The sequence below is a fragment of the Thalassospira sp. TSL5-1 genome (assembly GCF_001907695.1).
Taxonomy (GTDB): Bacteria; Pseudomonadota; Alphaproteobacteria; order Rhodospirillales; family Thalassospiraceae; genus Thalassospira.
Window position 1 is genome coordinate 593,550 of sequence record NZ_KV880637.1, and the last position, 15,147, is coordinate 608,696.

Below are 15,147 nucleotides of genomic sequence, written 5' to 3' on the forward strand. Positions count from 1 at the left end.
CGGGGTGGACGAGTTGCCGCAGACCTATGAGAGAGTGATACGAAAGATTGGTTTTGTTAACGCGAAGTTACTAAAACGTATTATGCGTAAGAATAGTATGTTGCGTTTTGCAAATATCTGTCTATTCTTTTTCGGGGTAACTTCTGGTGTGTGAGGACTAAGGGCAGATGGATCGCGCACTTAAAATGGTCTATTATGACGAACAGGATGTCGAACACGACATCTTTGCGCAGTTGAATCTTGCCCTGAAAAATTTCCGTGGCATCGGTATGCCGCGTGATGAATCTGCCACCCGCCGCATCCTTGATCAAATCCACCGTCAAAGCCGGGCATTTGCCGCTGTCTGTTATGGTTTCATGCGCAGCAAGGGCATCGGTGTCAGCCGTGACTCCGGCGAAGGCCAGCAATGGTATCGCGAGGCGGCTTACTGGTTCCGCGAAGAAGCCGAAGCAGGCGAGGGGACATCGGCCAATAACCTTGGTTATCTTTATGCCAAGGGCTTGGGCGTGCCCGAAAATCCCGATATGGCGGCCGACTGGTTCCGGGATGCAGCTGACCGTGGTTCTCCTGTTGCGACCTATAATCTTGGTGTTTGCTATTTGAATGGCTGGGGCGTTGAACGCGACGACAGCAAAGCGGTCGAGCTTCTTCAGTCGGCCTGCGACAAAAATGATGTCGCGGCGGCCAGTGTTCTCGCCTATCTCTATCTTGAAGGGCGCGGTGTTAAACGCGACCCCGCCAAATCCTTTGAATTCAATTTGCAGGCAGCCCGTGCCGGTAGTGTCGAGGCGGCATCTGCCCTGGGTTATGCCTTTGGCGTTGGCCTGGGCGCGGAACGCGATATTGATGCCTCGATCAGCTGGTTTGAACTTGCCGCAAGCGAGGGTGATGCCTACGCCCAGGCAAATCTTGCCATGTATTTCTGCCACAGCCCGGAACTGAAACTGTTTAACCGTGGCTGGCAAATGCTGACGATGGCCTGTGACCAGGGCGACGTTTCGGCCAAATATCAGATGACGCAAATTCTTATTTTTGGCGTCAAACATCGCGAACCTGATTACAGCAAGGCGCTGGATCTGGCGATGGACCTGGCCGAGCTTAGCCATCCGGGTGGTTATCACCTGATTGGGGTGATGTATGAACATGGCCTTGGCGTGCCGGTAGACATGAAACGTGCCGCAAGCTGGTATGAACGTGCCGCCCGCAAGGGATCAGCCAATGGTCAGTCGGCTTTGGGGCGTCTGTATGCCATTGGCAATGGTGTCGATCAGGATAATATTCAGGCCTATTACTGGCTTAAAATGGCGGCTCCGGCGGTGAATACCCATGCTTATCGCGAATTCGAGGCCGTCCGCGCCCGCATGAGCAAGGATGAAATTCAGCGCGCCGATCAGCTTTTTGTCAAAGATCCGGTCCCGCGCCGCGCCCAGGTTGGTTTACGCACCATAAATTGATGGCGGCCTGAAGCCTGGCTGATTTTGTGGTTTTGAAAAACGTGTCCACTCTATGTGCCCTTGCCGGTAACGCCGTGCAGGGGCCTTTGTCTGTTCGGGCAAAGATGTCAACCGACATGCGCGATATTTCAGGATACGCTTTATCAGCGTTTTTTTGATCGGTGATAAAGGAAATGCGCGCCATAATAGAGGCAGCAGCGATAGCACCACCTCGATTGCAAGACGCACATAGACAACACTGGATAGCCGATCTTCATTGTCCGGAATGGTCCACTGGGCCAGTGAGCTGGAAAAGAACATGATTTGGAGTACGTGAAAATCCACGATACCCAATATTACGGCGATCAACGCTGTGGTCTTTGGCGGACAAAGCGGTTTGCGAAGCAGCAGGTTTGCCAGGGCAAATATCAAAACCGGAATCGCCAGGGCAATGCCGGGGAACGTGGGTAAAGCATTTTGCCCTTAATCAGGTGTATTTTGTTTTATTTCGGCGTGTTTTCTGGCAAGGCACGTCGCGTAACGCGATGCGGTGCATCGGGCAAGCGATGTAACACTGCCAGAAGCCGCCGAAAGGAAACCCTCCGGGCCCATGTCATTTGTCGCCCTGCTACGTCGAAATCCTTGTCCGTAAAACCATTACGTCCAGCGGACGTCTCCTTGCCGGGCAACAAATGACATGGGCAAAATACGCCTGATTAAGGGCAAAATGCTTTATCGCCCACATCATCATAAAACGGTCTGAAATTCCTATCGCGATATCCGAAATGCTTCGTTCCTTTCGCGCCTTTTCCAGTTTGGGCTCTACCCGCCGCCGAAACTTTGTACCAGCGACCCGGAAATAAGATACCAGCCATCCACCAGGACGAAAAAGATCAGCTTGAACGGCAGCGAGATCACGACAGGCGGCAGCATCATCATGCCCATCGACATCAGGATACTGGCAACCACCATGTCGATGATCAGGAACGGAATGAACAGCAAAAAGCCGATTTCAAAGGCGCGGCGCAATTCGCTGATCATGAAAGCCGGGACCAGGGCGCGCAGCGGGATGTCATCAGGATTGCTGACGGTGACTTTTGCCATATTGACGAAAAGTTCCAAATCGCGGTCGCGCACCTGCGTCATCATGAAGTCATGTACCGGTTTGATGGCCCGGTTCATGCCTTCAAATTCGTCAATATCGCCATTGATCATGGGTTGAAGGCCTTCATCCCATGACCGTTCCATTGTTGGCATCATAATGAACAATGTTAAAAACAGTGCCAGGCTGACCATAACCTGGTTGGGCGGGGATTGCTGAATGCCAAGGGCGGTACGCAACAGGCCCAGAACTACAATGATGCGGGTAAAGGATGTCACCATTACCAGAATGGCCGGGGCCAGGCTCAGAACCGTAATCAGTCCGATCAGCTGGATCATCCGCCCGGTCGAGGTCACGCCGGGCCCGTCGCCGAGGTCCAGATTAAAGGACTGGGCATGGGCCACATCCCCGCCTGCCAGCACGGCAATGAGCGGCAAAAGCGACCATAAGGCCAGCTTTTTAAGGGTCGTCATCGTAAACAGATGTGACGTGACACCATCTTGTGCCGTGTTGCCGGGGGCCTTGCTTTGCGGGTTGTTGGTCAAGGGGCGGTTTGGTGCAGGGGCATGCGGCGGGACGGAGGAAAACTTCATGGCATCATGTTCCGGTCATTACGGTCTGTCCGGGGGGCGTCATCAGGGGTGTCATCACGGGCGTCATCAGCTTCAGCTTCGCCCTTAATAATGGCGGGGCCCGAAGCCTGATCGCCTAACAATTGGTCAAAGGTGGTGCCGATATTGCGTTCCACCACCACATCGCCATTGGGCGATAGCACGATCAGATGCTCGGTATCGTCCCGCCGCACCAGCACAAGGCGCCTTTTGGCATCGAGCGGTAAAACCTCGATCAGGGCCAGGCGGCGTTTTTTACCACGATTAACCGTGCGGGCCCCCGGTATCAGGCGGCGGGCCAGCAGGGCGATAACGCCAATCAGGCCCAGCACAAAGACCAGTGCGGCAACAAATCGAAAATACGACCCCATATCCATCGCTGGCTGATTGTCCCCTGTTTTTCAAACTGGCAGTACCGGACGAAGGCACCGATTATCCTTGTGGATTATCCCACAGATGGCAAGGGCGCAAGCAACAACCCGCATTGGGGCAGGGCGTATCTTTGCCCAATCGGGCCAAAGCCAACACGATCGACTGACGCCAGGCCGGGCCGCTATCCTCTACAGCCAGGCCCGTTAAAGCAGGCAAAGTCTGACCAGATCCGCTTAGCGGTTGCGTGCCGCCTGGGAATAGGCGTTTACGGCCTGGTTGGAATTATTCAGCCCCTTAAGCTGGCGTTGAAGGCTGGCATGTTCGTTGCGCATTCCTTCTTCAAGCTGGTCAAGGTCGCCTTTAAGCGCGATCAGAAACGGGGCTGCTTTTTCCCGGTCTTCAGGTGTAAGGGATTTGGCATTGTTGCATAAATCGGCAATGCGCGTTTCCAGCGATCCCAGTTCCACCACCTTGCCTTCCTCCAGAAAACGCTGGCTGGTGGCAACAAGGGACAAAACCCGCTGTAATTCATGTTTGAACTGTTCAAGCGTCATGCGGCGGTTCCTGCAGTTTTTCGTCGGTCATCAACCGCGAAATCGTATCATTTTCGGTGGGCGCAGTACGGTTTTGTGTCCCGTAAATCTGGTTGATGCGATAAATATAATTCAAAATCTCGGCCACTGCGGCAAAGGCTTCCAGCGGAATTTCGCTATCCACATCGACCGCCATCAGAATTTCGGCAAGGTCACTGTCCTGGCGCACGCGGATGCCTTTGGCAAAGGCCATTTGCAAAATCTGTTCCGCCACACCGCCCTGGCCCTTGGCGGCCAGAATGGGGGCGTCATCCCTGCCCTGCTGATAGCGCAGGGCAACAGCCACCTGGTCCTTGCGCCCCGGTGCGGCAAGTTTTTCCCCGTCTGGCCCATTGCGTTCCGCCAGCAGGTCAATGCTGCTTTTTTTGCCGGTCATCTCTGCCCATTCTCTGCTTTGGTGCGCGGTAATATCATCCGTGCCCGTGCAAACAGCGTCGATCATAGAAGCGTGTTGGTCAATAAATCCTTGCCAGCATCGTGTAAGAGCAAATTTTCGGCCTGGCTGACGGATTGCCGGTTTCGGGCAGGCGCTCTTGCGGCGTTACTCTTTCCGCCTGAGCTGGCCCAAGCTGGCTCAAGTTGGCCCGGGTTTGATCAACAAAACAAAGCTACAGGGCGCGGTGCACGTCGCCTTTATAGAAAAGGAGGCTTATTGCCTGATCTGCGCTGTTTCTGGCGCGGCTGCCCCGTTTTAAATCGGCCTATATCGTTTTGCATATTTGTGTGTTGCAGGTGGATTTTTACGTGTCATCGCCATTGGCGTCGTCGTCACGGCTATTGAAAATGCGCGCCAGGTCAACACTGGCCGTTGCCGAACGGTTTTCATCCTGGATGCGGTCATACAATTCCCGGCGCAGAACCTGGGTGTTTTCCGGAAAGGTAAAACCAAGTTTTACCGTTTTCCCGCGAACCTCGACCACGGTGACTTCAATATTGTCATCAATGATAACGGAGTCGCCGACTTTTCGGGTCAGATAGAGCATGTTTGGTCCTGGTTCTTTTCATCCGGGGCAGTACCGTTGCCCGTTTGGCGCGTGCTGCATGACTATGCCTACTTTCATCGGGTTGGTCCAGCAGACATCCAGCATATCGTAATCCCAGTCTTTTTAGAAAATTGGCACGGAACATGCAAGGAAATGCTTGCCGGGTGAAAGTGGTTTTGACCGTTACAATCACGGCACGGAAAAAGGCCCTGTTAACACAGGCTTTACCACCTCCCCCGATACTGGGCTGGAACGAGAAAGGGTAGAGATCATGGATATCGGCAAACTGAGCATGTTCGCCAACATGAAGGAAAAGATGGACTGGCTGAACCAGCGTCAGCAGGTTATTGCCCGGAACATCGCCAATTCCGATACCCCCGGCTACCGCCCTGAAGACCTTAAGGAATTTAACCCGGCAAAGGTTGGCGGTGATCGCCAGTTTATCCTGGCAATGGCCAAAACCGCACCGGGCCATAGTACCGGCCTTCACAAGCCGCAGAATTTCAAGGCGGAAGAAGTTCGCAAGAACTACGAAGTTTCACCGGACAAAAACGCCGTGATCCTGGAAGAACAACTGGTCAAGATGAACGAAAACCGTGTCGATTATCAGACCATGACCCGCCTTTATGCCAAGCAAAGCGAAATGATGAAAACGGCCATTGGCCGCTCCTAAGTTTTTGCATTCATTAGGAATTGACTGATATGGAACTTTATCGCGCATTTCAGATTTCAGCTGCGGGCATGAAGGCACAGGGAACCCGGTTGCGTGTTGCTGCCGAAAATATGGCCAACGCCGACAGCCTGCCAACCGGCCCGGGGCAGGAACCCTATCGTCGTAAAATTCTGACCTTTAAAAATGTCATGGACCGTGAAGCCGGTGTGGATCTGGTCAAGGTCAACAAGGTGTATGACGATAAATCGCCCTTCGGCATGAAATATGAACCGTCGCACCCGGCAGCAAATGCCCAGGGATATGTGCAGACTCCGAATGTCTCGACGATGATCGAGATGATGGATTTGCGCGAAGCCCAGCGCAGTTATGAAGCCAATCTCAATGTGATACAGTCATCGCGCAGCATGCTGTTGCAAACCCTGGACATTATCCGTTAAGATTAATGCTTGAGGATAGGGAGCCCGCACCATGATCAATAACAGCTTTGCCAATGCAATTTCTGCCTACCGCAATGCGGCTGATGGTAAAACGGATACGGTTGCGGACCGCGTCAATAACGGTACTGCGATTGATCCGGGGCAAAGCTTTTCCGATATGGTGCGCGATGCCGCCATTGATGCGCGCGATACCATGATGAACAGCGAAACCATGACCCAAAAGGCCATTGTCGGCAAAGCCGAACTGCACGAGGTGGTTACGGCGGTATCTGCTGCCGAAGTCACGCTGCGCACGGTGGTTTCCGTTCGTGACAAGGCGCTTCAGGCCTATCAGGAAATTCTGCGCATGCCGATCTGATCGGCTTTCATTTTTGCAATCGGCAAAATTTGCACCCTGTGGTGCCGCTTTTCTTGCGACAGGCCGGAAAATGCGGCATTTTCTTTGGGTGCATTCCTTTCTTTTCGTGTTCAGCCATGCCACAACAAATTGATGGCGGCAGGGCACCCCCATCCTGTATGAAGACATAAGGGCAACGGGTTGCAATAACTGTTTGTCTTTGCCATCGTCAGACGGCGTAACAGCGACGGAGACGCTTTTTCGATGAATCAGGCCGAAATCATGGATGTGGCCTATGACGCGGTATGGACCCTGATCAAGGTTTCCGGCCCGCTCATGCTGATTGCGCTCGGCGTTGGCCTGATCATTGCCCTGTTCCAGGCGCTGACACAAATCCAGGAAATGACGCTGACTTTCGTTCCGAAAATTCTGGTGATGTTTCTTGCCATGCTGGCTTTGCTGCCTTTCATGATGACGGAAATGATTGAATTTACCAATCGCATGGTCGATCATTTTATCGGTCTGCCCAATTAGCTGGCGGGCATCCCATTCGTCGTTTCAGCCTGGCAACAAAGCTGCCGGTCTGTGTGATCCACCCCCAACCCGGCTGTACGCCTGACAGGTCAGTGTCATGTCGTCCCTTCAGGACCTTCTTGTTCTTGACCTTTATGTGGTCCTGATGACCTTTGCCAGGGTCGGGGCGGCGTTTGCCTTTATGCCGGGTTATGGCTCGTCAATGGTGCCAACACGGGTGCGTCTGCTGCTGGCCCTGTGGGTGGCGGTGGTGATTTCACCGCTGACATCGCCCCTTATTCCCCAACAGCCCGGCGATGCGCCAACCCTGTTTCTTTACCTGGCCTTTGAAATCACCATCGGGCTGTTTTTTGGCATGTTCGGGCAAATTTTGATGGGGGCGCTGCAAACGGCAGGCACGATCATTGCCTATTCATCCTCGATGGCGAACGCCTTTATCAATGATCCGGTGGCCGGTCAGCAAAGTGCGGTAACGGGCCGTCTGCTCACCCAGGTGGGGTTGGTGCTTTTATTTGCAACGGGGATGGATCATTTGCTGATTCAGGCCATGTTTGAAACCTATACCCTGTTTCCGCCGGGCGGCAAATTGCCGGTCGGTGACATGAGCGCCTTTGTCTCGCATGCGATCAATGACAGTTTCACCATCGCCATGAAAATATCTGCGCCGTTTTTGGTGGTCTCCGTGGTGCTCCAGGCGGCACTGGGGATGTTAAACAAGCTGATGCCGCAATTGCCGGTGTTTTTTGTCGCCATGCCGGTTCAGATTGCGGTGGCTTTTTTCTTGTTGCTTGTTGCCTTGCCCGCCATGATGATGGTGTTTACAGGGTATTTTGAAAACGGGCTGGAAAACTTTACCGCCCCTTGAGACTTCTGTGAAACCTCTGCTTTAAAAGGTCCGCCGGTAATGCCGCCGGGTTGGGGCCTGCCAGGATGTGAACATGGCCGAAGGCGAAGACGACAGCCAAAAAACAGAAGAGCCTTCCCAAAAAAAGCTCGATGATGCGCGCGAAAAGGGTCAGGTGCCGGTTTCCAAGGAAGTCGGCAATTTCATGCTGCTGTTTGGCGGGGCTTTGGTCATCATGATGATGGCACCGGGCATGGCCGATAGTGTGCGGGATTATTCCCTGCAGTTTATCACGCACCCAAATTCTTTCAGCTTTAATCAGGATGGTGTGCGCGCTTTGTGGCTCGATATGATTATCGGCTTTTTCAAGATCATGGGTGTGCCGTTTTTGCTGTTGATGTTTTTCGCCGCAGCGGGCCATCTGGTGCAAAACGGGCTTGTCATTTCATCGGAGCGGATCAAGGTCGATATTACCAAGCTCAGTCCGCTCAAGGGGCTCAAGAACCTGTTTTCGATGAAAACGATGGTCGAGTTCGTCAAGAATATCCTGAAAATCATTCTGGTAGGCTCGGTCCTGGCGGTGGTGATCATTCCCAAAATCGACGATATCGGTATTTACCCGCTGATGTCGCTGCCGGAGATTCTCGATAATTTATATCAGTTGATCATTATTTTGATGATTGCGGCTGTGTCGTTAACCGCGGTGATTGCCGGGGCGGACTTTGCCTATCAGCGGTATGAATTCAACAAATCCATGCGCATGTCCAAGCAGGAAATAAAGGACGAATACAAACAGACCGAAGGCAGCCCGGAAATCAAGGCCAAGGTCCGCCAGATCCGCATGGAACGCGCGCAAAAACGCATGATGCAAAATGTGCCCAGTGCTGACGTTGTCATCACCAACCCGACGCATTATGCCGTGGCCCTGAAATATGATATGGACGCCATGCAGGCCCCGCGCTGTGTGGCCAAGGGGCAGGACAATGTCGCCCTGCGCATTCGCGAGGTTGCCAAGGAAAACGACGTAACCGTGCTGGAAAACCCGCCGGTGGCCCGTGCCCTTTTTGCGACTGTCGAGGTCGATCAGGAAATTCCGCCCGAACATTACAAGGCGGTTGCGGAAATCATTTCCTATGTCTTTCGCCTGCGAGGCAAGAAATTTGGTTAAACCGTTTTCCTTTTTCCTTGCCTTGATGTTAACAGGCTGTTCTTTGTGTGGGCTGGCAGTCAGTCGGGGACTAGGATTTTTTTCCCTGGTGCCATGACGTTGCCGTGTTTGCATTTTTCTATAGGTACGCCTTGGGGAACTGGTGATAAAACTTGCTGGTAGCCAGTGGGCGCAATTGCAGCTAAAACTATAGGCTGTCGTAATAAGCTGTTGGTAATAAAGGCGGTGACGTGCTGTTACGGGGGTTAATCCTTGCAGTAAGTGTGGCGTTTGTCGGTTTCATCTATGTCATGATGCAGATCATGGCAAAGGCCGGCATCGATACGCGCTTGATGTGGATCATTGGCGCAATGGTTACAGGCGTTGCCGTGTTGGCGGTTGGGGCCCTGTCCATCACAGCGCGACGCAAAACCGGCGAACAGGATCTGGCGCCGCTCCTGTCGGGCTTTTCGGCATCCGACATTGGCCTCGCCCTGATCGATGCCTATGGTCGTACGCTTTATGCCAACCCGTCCTTTTCCCGCAAACTGGGCATTATGCCCGGCGAGGATATGCTTGCCGCGCTGGAAGGCCGCTTGAGCGCGCTTAATCTTGATACATCCGAACTGACCGACCTACGGGCCCGCGCCATGCGCGGCGAAACCGGCGAGATTTACCTTGATCTTGCCCCGGATGGCACGCTGGCCGCTCCGGCGGATGAGGTTTCTGCCGATCTTTCGCCAAACGGCCATACCGCGATAGACCCGAATGCCGAAGACCCTGCCGTTGCCTCCTATCTGGTATCCCAGGGGGACGGGCAGGGCGATGATGCCGCCAATGCCACCGCCACCCAAGCGGCGGGCGCATTGGCAACAACATCTGCAACAGCAACCGGGCGCGCCGCACAGCCCCGGCGCACGCTCCGCCTTGCCGTGACTCCCGCCGATGCAAGGCGGGGTAAAATGCTTTGGACGGTCGATGGTGTGGATGCCGCCAGCCGTACCGCCATGATAGTGGAACAGGGCCGCCAGCTTGCCCTGCAGGATGCCGGGAACATTGCCGCCAGTCTGTCGCCCGATATGTCTGACCAGGTTGGTGGTGTTGCCTCGCATCTTCCGGCAGGCACACAGGGCTTTGAACATGCCGATCAAATGATCGAACGCCTGCCGGTCGGGGTGTTTGGCCTGGATGGCGAGGGGCGCATTCTGTATGTCAATCAGCGTCTGGCAACCTGGCTGGGGGGCAAGCCCGAAGATTATCGCGACGGAACCATCGAACTGGCCGACCTGATTGGCGGGGATGGCATGAATGGCGAAGTGCGCCTGAAGGTGCGCGGGGGCGAGCCGATCAAATGCTTTATGACCCATTCGATCAATGCGCCCAATACCGGGCCGATTCGCAGCCAGGCCGTTGTTTTCCCCGACCCGATGCCCGCCCATGAATGGGAACATGCTCTGGCCGAAACCGAACGCCGGGTGCGCTGGTTCTTTGATGAAAGCCCGTTATCGATTGTTCTGGCCGACCTGAGCGGCACCGTCACCGATGCCAACCGCGCCTTTATCGAAACCGCCGGGCAGCGGCGTGAACGGGTGATTGGCCGTTCGATTTTGGAATTGATTTTGCCTGAAGACCGCGACGATGTGGCGCGGTATCTGTCCAAGGCGGTGACGGGAATGGGCAAGGGCGGCCAGATCGAGGCCCGCCTGCAAGGCTCGCGCGGGGTGGCGGTGCATATTTACCTGCAACGTGTGGCCGGGCGCTCGGGCGAAAGCGGCGCTTTGTTGCTGAACTTCCTCGATACGACCGAGCAGAAAAACCTCGAAGAACAGTTTGCACAGTCGCAAAAAATGCAGGCGGTGGGCCAGCTTGCCGGCGGCGTTGCGCACGATTTCAATAACCTTTTGACAGCGATGATCGGGTTCTGTGATTTGTTGCTGTCGCGCCACGGGCCGGGCGACCCCAGCTTTGCCGACATCATGCAAATCAAGCAGAATGCCAATCGTGCGGCCAATCTGGTACGCCAGCTTTTGGCCTTTTCGCGCCGCCAAACGTTGCAGCCCAAGGTGATTAACATCACCGATGCCCTGGCCGAAATGTCCAACCTGCTGCGCCGCCTGATTGGCGAGAAAATCGATCTCAAGGTTGCGCATGGCCGCGATATTGGCCTGGTCAAGGTGGATCCGGGCCAGTTGGACCAGGTGATTATCAATCTGGTGGTCAATGCCCGTGATGCCATGTCGGCCGAGGGTGGTGTTCTGTCGATCAAGACCGGCAACGAAATTGTTGACGAATCCAGGCATGATGGCGCGGAAATCATCCCGGCGGGGGATTATGTCCGGATCGAGGTGCGCGATACCGGCATTGGCATCCCCAAGGATAATTTAACTCGCATTTTTGAACCCTTCTTCTCGACCAAGCAGCGCGGCGAAGGCACGGGCCTTGGGCTTTCCACCGTTTATGGTATCGTCAAACAGACCGGCGGTTTCATTTCGGTCGATAGTGAAATGGGCGTTGGCACTACCTTCACCATTTACCTGCCACGCTATGAAATCACGGCCGAGGAACTGGCTGCAAGCCAGGCCGTAAGCGAAGAAGCCCCGTCACGCGACTTGACGGGCAGTGGGGCCATTTTGCTGGTCGAGGATGAAGATGCGGTGCGCACCTTTGGCGCACGTGCCCTGCGTGGCAAGGGCTATGATGTGCTTGAAGCCAGCAATGGTGAAAATGCGCTGGAAGTACTGGAAAAAACCGACAAGACAATTGATCTGGTAATTTCCGATGTCGTCATGCCCGGTATGGATGGCCCGACCCTGATCCGCCAGTTGCGCGACGCGCGGCCGGACCTGAAGGTTATTTTCATTTCCGGTTACGCCGAAGATACCTATCGCGATGAACTGGACGAGGAAAACGGCGTGCATTTCCTGCCCAAGCCTTTCTCGCTTAAGGAACTGGCAACCAAGGTCAAGGAAGTGTTGTAAGGGTGCGTGCCCGTATCCTGGTCAGTTCCTGCCTGCTGGGTGCACCGGTGCGCTATAATGGTTCGGCCAAAACCCTGTTTCATGCGGCGATGGATCGCTGGCAACAGGAAGAACGTTTGGTGCCTGTGTGCCCGGAAGTTGCCGCAGGCCTGCTGATACCACGCCCGCCCGCCGAAATTGAACCGGGACATGACGGCGCCGATGTGGTGAATAACACCGCCCGTATTTATGAAAATACCGGCGGCGATGTGACCGATGCCTTTTTATCAGGGGCACATATCGCGCTTGATATTGCCCGTGCCCATCAATGCCGCTTTGCCCTGCTAACCGATTGCAGCCCGTCTTGCGGCAGCAGCTTTATTTATGATGGTTACTTTAACGGCACGCGCCATGCTGGCATTGGCGCAACGGTGGCCTTACTTCACCAAAACGGCATTACCGTCTTTGCCAATAGCGAACAGGGCATCACCCGGCTGCAACAGGCGCTCGATCAGGCGGACAGGGCCTAAAATGTCTCGCTTTCCGGCGGTAGGTTGCGGTTTTGGTCTTGCGCCTCGATCACGGTTTCGCGCGACCGCCCGGTAATGTTGACCGGCTGGCTGGCCTGGTGGGATGTCACCCGACCAAAGAAATCGGATAGTTCCTTTGCCACCTTTTCCGGCGATGTGACCTGGCGCAGGGTAAAGCTATAGCCCAGCCGGTCGGTAATGCGCAGGTCGCCAAAATCAAAGATATTGCCAATCACGCTTTTATAAATCTGCGTCGCCTTGATGGCTTCAAACCCGGTATCGTCCTGATCCTTGATGAAAACGCCACTGCGCGTAACGATGCGGTTATTGGTAATCACACGTTCAAAGAAAAACAGGTCACGAATGGCGGTAATGGGCAGCAAAATGCTGTCGCGCGCCGCAGCGGTGGACAGACCAAGGGCCCGGCGGAAAATCCGCCAGATAATCGAAATCGCCGCGATAATCAGACCAAACAGGGCAATCGAAAATACAAACTCGTAGTTGTCCCACAGCCGGTTTAGGGCGGCAAAGGCATCCGGCCCGGTTACGGCGGATTTAAGGTAGGGACGCAGAAAGTCGTAAATCTCGGCATAGTGATAGGCGGCATAAATCAGCACCGCCAGCCAGATGATCTTGATAATGCCCGGCACCAGAACCGATGTGGGCGATAACGGCAAATTCATGATTACGACTTCACCGTCATGCAAATGGCGGCGAATCCCCTTAAAGGGCTTGGTTTGCGCGTTTTCGTGGGGCTTCTGGCTCATCGGGGCGATCCTGTTGCGGCTTTTGCCCCACCATACTGTGTATGGGATATTTCGCAAGCAGGCAGCTTGTGTTGCTAACCGGGTAAGTTGCGGCTTTCAAAATTGCCCGTCTTTGGCGAATAAATCCGCCAGAACGGCCTTGCGTGCAGTTAAACCCGCTGGCCGTGCCGGGCGAGTGGTATCGCGGGTCAGGCGGGCAAAAACCACTTTGCGGTCGCCTTTTTCGGCCCAGCCCACAAACCAGCCCACCGGCTGCCCCTTGATCACACTGCCATCGGGTTTCTGTGATGGCGCGCTACCGGTTTTGCCATAAACATGCCAGCCGCTGGGTTGCAGGCCGATATCAAACAGTTTGGGGGCCATTTTATAGGCGGTGGGCGAAACTGGTAACTCCTGGCGCAGCAATTTTTGCAAGAAGGCCACCTCTTCGGCGGGCGATATCTGCAGGCTGGAACTTAACCACGCACCCGTCAGGCCGTTATCTTTGCCCGCATCGCCCGAAACATCGCCATTGCCATAATCAAATGCGCGCACATAATTTTCATAGCGTTCAACGCCCAGCCGTTGCGTAATCTGCTGCGAATACCAAACGACAGAATATTTGATCCAGCGTGCCGGGTCGGTATCCTGTTGCCATTCCTTGCGCCAGTCGGGATAGCCCTGTTTGAACGGCCAGACCGGGTGATGGGTGTCCTTTAATATTCCGGCATCATATCCCATCAGGCTGATGGCGATTTTAAAGGTCGAAGCCGCACTGGCACGCTGCTGGCAGTCACCCTGCGAGATCAGGGTTTCACCTGTTTTGGCATCGGCCAGCAGGGTACAAACGGTTATTGTCTTTGCCTGGCTGGCCTGCGGCAAAAACACTGTTCCTGCGACAATCGCCAAAATAACCGCGCCAATTTTCATGGTTAGCTCTGCCCCATTTTTATCACCAGGCAGCAGTCTGGGCGCAAAACTTGAATTTAGTCTGAATAAATGGTTTTTCCGTTGTCGGTTCTCTGTCGTGGCGACGCTATCAGCAGATGGAATCGGCAAAGCGCGTTTCTTGCCGGTATATTTTTAGCTGTCGAAATAAAAATTCTCCCACATCTTTTGAGTCGCCGCGTTATAGACTAACACGGGGTTATAACTTACTTGAGTCGCCTGGAAAGTGGATTCGCTGGTTTGATATGAAAAACATTTTCTTGTTCATTTTTTTTTTTTTTTTTTACTTCAAGAGATAAAGTTTTCCCCGATAGGATCTGTCTTGTGATCAGGTGGTGGTACTGGTGTCGTAAGTTTAATAAGATTTTTTTTGGGGGTATTTTCTGGAAAAATACTTTAGTTAACTCGTCTTTGAGGATCATCGCATAGTTGCAAAATTTTGATATTTGACGAAGGATGAAACGACATCTGGTCGCCGACTGCAGCAATACATAGATAATCTTGCCATCGTCACGGCCAAAGAAGCGATACAGAAGGAAATGGAGCGCGTTATGGCAATATCTCTTGATGGTTTGATCGGCCTACTTGAACGCTGGAGTCGGTGGAAAAAACTGAACGCCACACCGGAGCGTGTCGATCACTTGGAAAGCGAAATAAAGATGATAAAACAAAGGATTGACAGTATTGGAGACGGTAAACTTTTATGTTCAGAGTGCGGAAAAGGCCCGGTTAGCATCAAAGCTGTAACCGAGCCTTTTGGTAAAAACGGGCAACAACAGATAATTTATCGAACGTGCTCGGAATGTGGCAGTATCGGCAAAATCAACGGTGCAATTTTAAAACGACCGGACGCTGACAAGTCGATAAATCTCCCTTATGAGCCTTTATGATAGGGGCGTG

18 protein-coding genes are annotated in these 15,147 nt (G+C 53.8%); 10 read left to right on the forward strand and 8 right to left on the reverse strand.

Annotation, left to right across the window (positions count from 1 at the left end):
• Positions 1-167: 167 nt before the first annotated feature.
• Positions 168-1,454, forward strand: coding sequence for a tetratricopeptide repeat protein (locus tag LF95_RS02770; RefSeq protein WP_073953580.1), 1,287 nt, complete (start codon positions 168-170; stop codon positions 1,452-1,454).
• On the opposite strand, the gene LF95_RS22715 is transcribed toward LF95_RS02770, so the two are convergent.
• From LF95_RS22715 to csrA, 6 genes are all read right to left on the reverse strand, one after another.
• Positions 1,437-1,865: a hypothetical protein gene (locus LF95_RS22715; protein WP_143181918.1), complete on the reverse strand. Its 429-nt coding sequence runs from the start codon at positions 1,863-1,865 to the stop codon at positions 1,437-1,439. The two genes, LF95_RS02770 and LF95_RS22715, sit on opposite strands and share 18 nt — an antisense overlap.
• Positions 1,866-2,255: 390 nt before the next feature.
• Positions 2,256-3,008, reverse strand: a complete 753-nt coding sequence (gene fliP / locus LF95_RS02775; protein WP_073954789.1) for a flagellar type III secretion system pore protein FliP — start codon at positions 3,006-3,008, stop codon at positions 2,256-2,258.
• 116 nt (positions 3,009-3,124) lie between these two features.
• On the reverse strand, positions 3,125-3,517 hold the full coding sequence (locus LF95_RS02780) for a FliO/MopB family protein (RefSeq protein ID WP_252509637.1): 393 nt from the start codon (positions 3,515-3,517) through the stop codon (positions 3,125-3,127).
• A gap of 234 nt (positions 3,518-3,751) precedes the next feature.
• Positions 3,752-4,072: a hypothetical protein gene (locus tag LF95_RS02785; RefSeq protein WP_073953582.1), complete on the reverse strand. Its 321-nt coding sequence runs from the start codon at positions 4,070-4,072 to the stop codon at positions 3,752-3,754.
• The gene (locus LF95_RS02790; protein WP_073954790.1) at positions 4,062-4,487 is read right to left on the reverse strand and encodes an EscU/YscU/HrcU family type III secretion system export apparatus switch protein; all 426 of its coding nucleotides are present in this window, start codon (positions 4,485-4,487) and stop codon (positions 4,062-4,064) included. Before LF95_RS02790 ends, LF95_RS02785 begins: the two co-directional genes overlap by 11 nt.
• A gap of 364 nt (positions 4,488-4,851) precedes the next feature.
• Complete coding sequence (gene csrA, locus LF95_RS02795) at positions 4,852-5,094, reverse strand: carbon storage regulator CsrA (RefSeq protein WP_073953583.1); 243 nt, start codon at positions 5,092-5,094, stop codon at positions 4,852-4,854.
• Between the two features lie 271 nt (positions 5,095-5,365).
• Here csrA and flgB point away from each other — a divergent pair, with 271 nt between their 5' ends.
• From flgB to LF95_RS02835, 8 genes are all read left to right on the forward strand, one after another.
• Entirely contained in the window at positions 5,366-5,767 is a 402-nt protein-coding gene (flgB, locus tag LF95_RS02800; RefSeq protein ID WP_073953584.1) for a flagellar basal body rod protein FlgB, read from the forward strand.
• A 29-nt stretch (positions 5,768-5,796) separates the two neighbouring features.
• The gene (gene flgC / locus LF95_RS02805) at positions 5,797-6,204 is read left to right on the forward strand and encodes a flagellar basal body rod protein FlgC (RefSeq protein ID WP_073953585.1); all 408 of its coding nucleotides are present in this window, start codon (positions 5,797-5,799) and stop codon (positions 6,202-6,204) included.
• Positions 6,205-6,235: 31 nt separating this feature from the next.
• Positions 6,236-6,562 (forward strand): flagellar hook-basal body complex protein FliE, encoded by a 327-nt coding sequence (gene fliE / locus LF95_RS02810; RefSeq protein ID WP_073953586.1) that lies wholly within the window; start codon positions 6,236-6,238, stop codon positions 6,560-6,562.
• 243 nt (positions 6,563-6,805) lie between these two features.
• On the forward strand, positions 6,806-7,075 hold the full coding sequence (gene fliQ, locus LF95_RS02815; protein ID WP_073953587.1) for a flagellar biosynthesis protein FliQ: 270 nt from the start codon (positions 6,806-6,808) through the stop codon (positions 7,073-7,075).
• A 97-nt stretch (positions 7,076-7,172) separates the two neighbouring features.
• A complete protein-coding gene (gene fliR / locus LF95_RS02820) occupies positions 7,173-7,940 on the forward strand; it encodes a flagellar biosynthetic protein FliR (protein ID WP_073953588.1) in 768 nt (255 codons plus the stop codon).
• 73 nt (positions 7,941-8,013) lie between these two features.
• Positions 8,014-9,087 (forward strand): flagellar biosynthesis protein FlhB, encoded by a 1,074-nt coding sequence (gene flhB, locus LF95_RS02825; RefSeq protein ID WP_073953589.1) that lies wholly within the window; start codon positions 8,014-8,016, stop codon positions 9,085-9,087.
• A gap of 230 nt (positions 9,088-9,317) precedes the next feature.
• Positions 9,318-12,044, forward strand: a complete 2,727-nt coding sequence (locus LF95_RS02830; protein WP_073953590.1) for a hybrid sensor histidine kinase/response regulator — start codon at positions 9,318-9,320, stop codon at positions 12,042-12,044.
• 2 nt (positions 12,045-12,046) lie between these two features.
• Positions 12,047-12,553: a 2-thiouracil desulfurase family protein gene (locus LF95_RS02835; protein WP_073953591.1), complete on the forward strand. Its 507-nt coding sequence runs from the start codon at positions 12,047-12,049 to the stop codon at positions 12,551-12,553.
• Here the strand turns inward: LF95_RS02835 and LF95_RS02840 are convergent.
• Both LF95_RS02840 and blaOXA read right to left on the reverse strand, forming a co-directional pair.
• Positions 12,550-13,320 (reverse strand): PH domain-containing protein, encoded by a 771-nt coding sequence (locus tag LF95_RS02840; protein ID WP_073953592.1) that lies wholly within the window; start codon positions 13,318-13,320, stop codon positions 12,550-12,552. The two genes, LF95_RS02835 and LF95_RS02840, sit on opposite strands and share 4 nt — an antisense overlap.
• 96 nt (positions 13,321-13,416) lie before the next feature.
• On the reverse strand, positions 13,417-14,229 hold the full coding sequence (gene blaOXA / locus LF95_RS02845; RefSeq protein WP_073953593.1) for a class D beta-lactamase: 813 nt from the start codon (positions 14,227-14,229) through the stop codon (positions 13,417-13,419).
• A 464-nt stretch (positions 14,230-14,693) separates the two neighbouring features.
• Here blaOXA and LF95_RS02850 point away from each other — a divergent pair, with 464 nt between their 5' ends.
• Positions 14,694-15,137 (forward strand): hypothetical protein, encoded by a 444-nt coding sequence (locus LF95_RS02850; protein ID WP_073953594.1) that lies wholly within the window; start codon positions 14,694-14,696, stop codon positions 15,135-15,137.
• Positions 15,138-15,147: the final 10 nt, after the last annotated feature.

Coding starts and splice junctions, on each gene's coding strand:
- LF95_RS02770 (WP_073953580.1), top strand. CDS start 168: ATGGATCGCGCACTTAAAATGGTCTATTATGACGAACAGGATGTCGAA.
- fliP (WP_073954789.1), bottom strand. CDS start 3,008: ATGACGACCCTTAAAAAGCTGGCCTTATGGTCGCTTTTGCCGCTCATT.
- LF95_RS02780 (WP_252509637.1), bottom strand. CDS start 3,517: ATGGGGTCGTATTTTCGATTTGTTGCCGCACTGGTCTTTGTGCTGGGC.
- LF95_RS02785 (WP_073953582.1), bottom strand. CDS start 4,072: ATGACGCTTGAACAGTTCAAACATGAATTACAGCGGGTTTTGTCCCTT.
- LF95_RS02790 (WP_073954790.1), bottom strand. CDS start 4,487: ATGACCGGCAAAAAAAGCAGCATTGACCTGCTGGCGGAACGCAATGGG.
- csrA (WP_073953583.1), bottom strand. CDS start 5,094: ATGCTCTATCTGACCCGAAAAGTCGGCGACTCCGTTATCATTGATGAC.
- flgB (WP_073953584.1), top strand. CDS start 5,366: ATGGATATCGGCAAACTGAGCATGTTCGCCAACATGAAGGAAAAGATG.
- flgC (WP_073953585.1), top strand. CDS start 5,797: ATGGAACTTTATCGCGCATTTCAGATTTCAGCTGCGGGCATGAAGGCA.
- fliE (WP_073953586.1), top strand. CDS start 6,236: ATGATCAATAACAGCTTTGCCAATGCAATTTCTGCCTACCGCAATGCG.
- fliQ (WP_073953587.1), top strand. CDS start 6,806: ATGAATCAGGCCGAAATCATGGATGTGGCCTATGACGCGGTATGGACC.
- fliR (WP_073953588.1), top strand. CDS start 7,173: ATGTCGTCCCTTCAGGACCTTCTTGTTCTTGACCTTTATGTGGTCCTG.
- flhB (WP_073953589.1), top strand. CDS start 8,014: ATGGCCGAAGGCGAAGACGACAGCCAAAAAACAGAAGAGCCTTCCCAA.
- LF95_RS02840 (WP_073953592.1), bottom strand. CDS start 13,320: ATGAGCCAGAAGCCCCACGAAAACGCGCAAACCAAGCCCTTTAAGGGG.
- blaOXA (WP_073953593.1), bottom strand. CDS start 14,229: ATGAAAATTGGCGCGGTTATTTTGGCGATTGTCGCAGGAACAGTGTTT.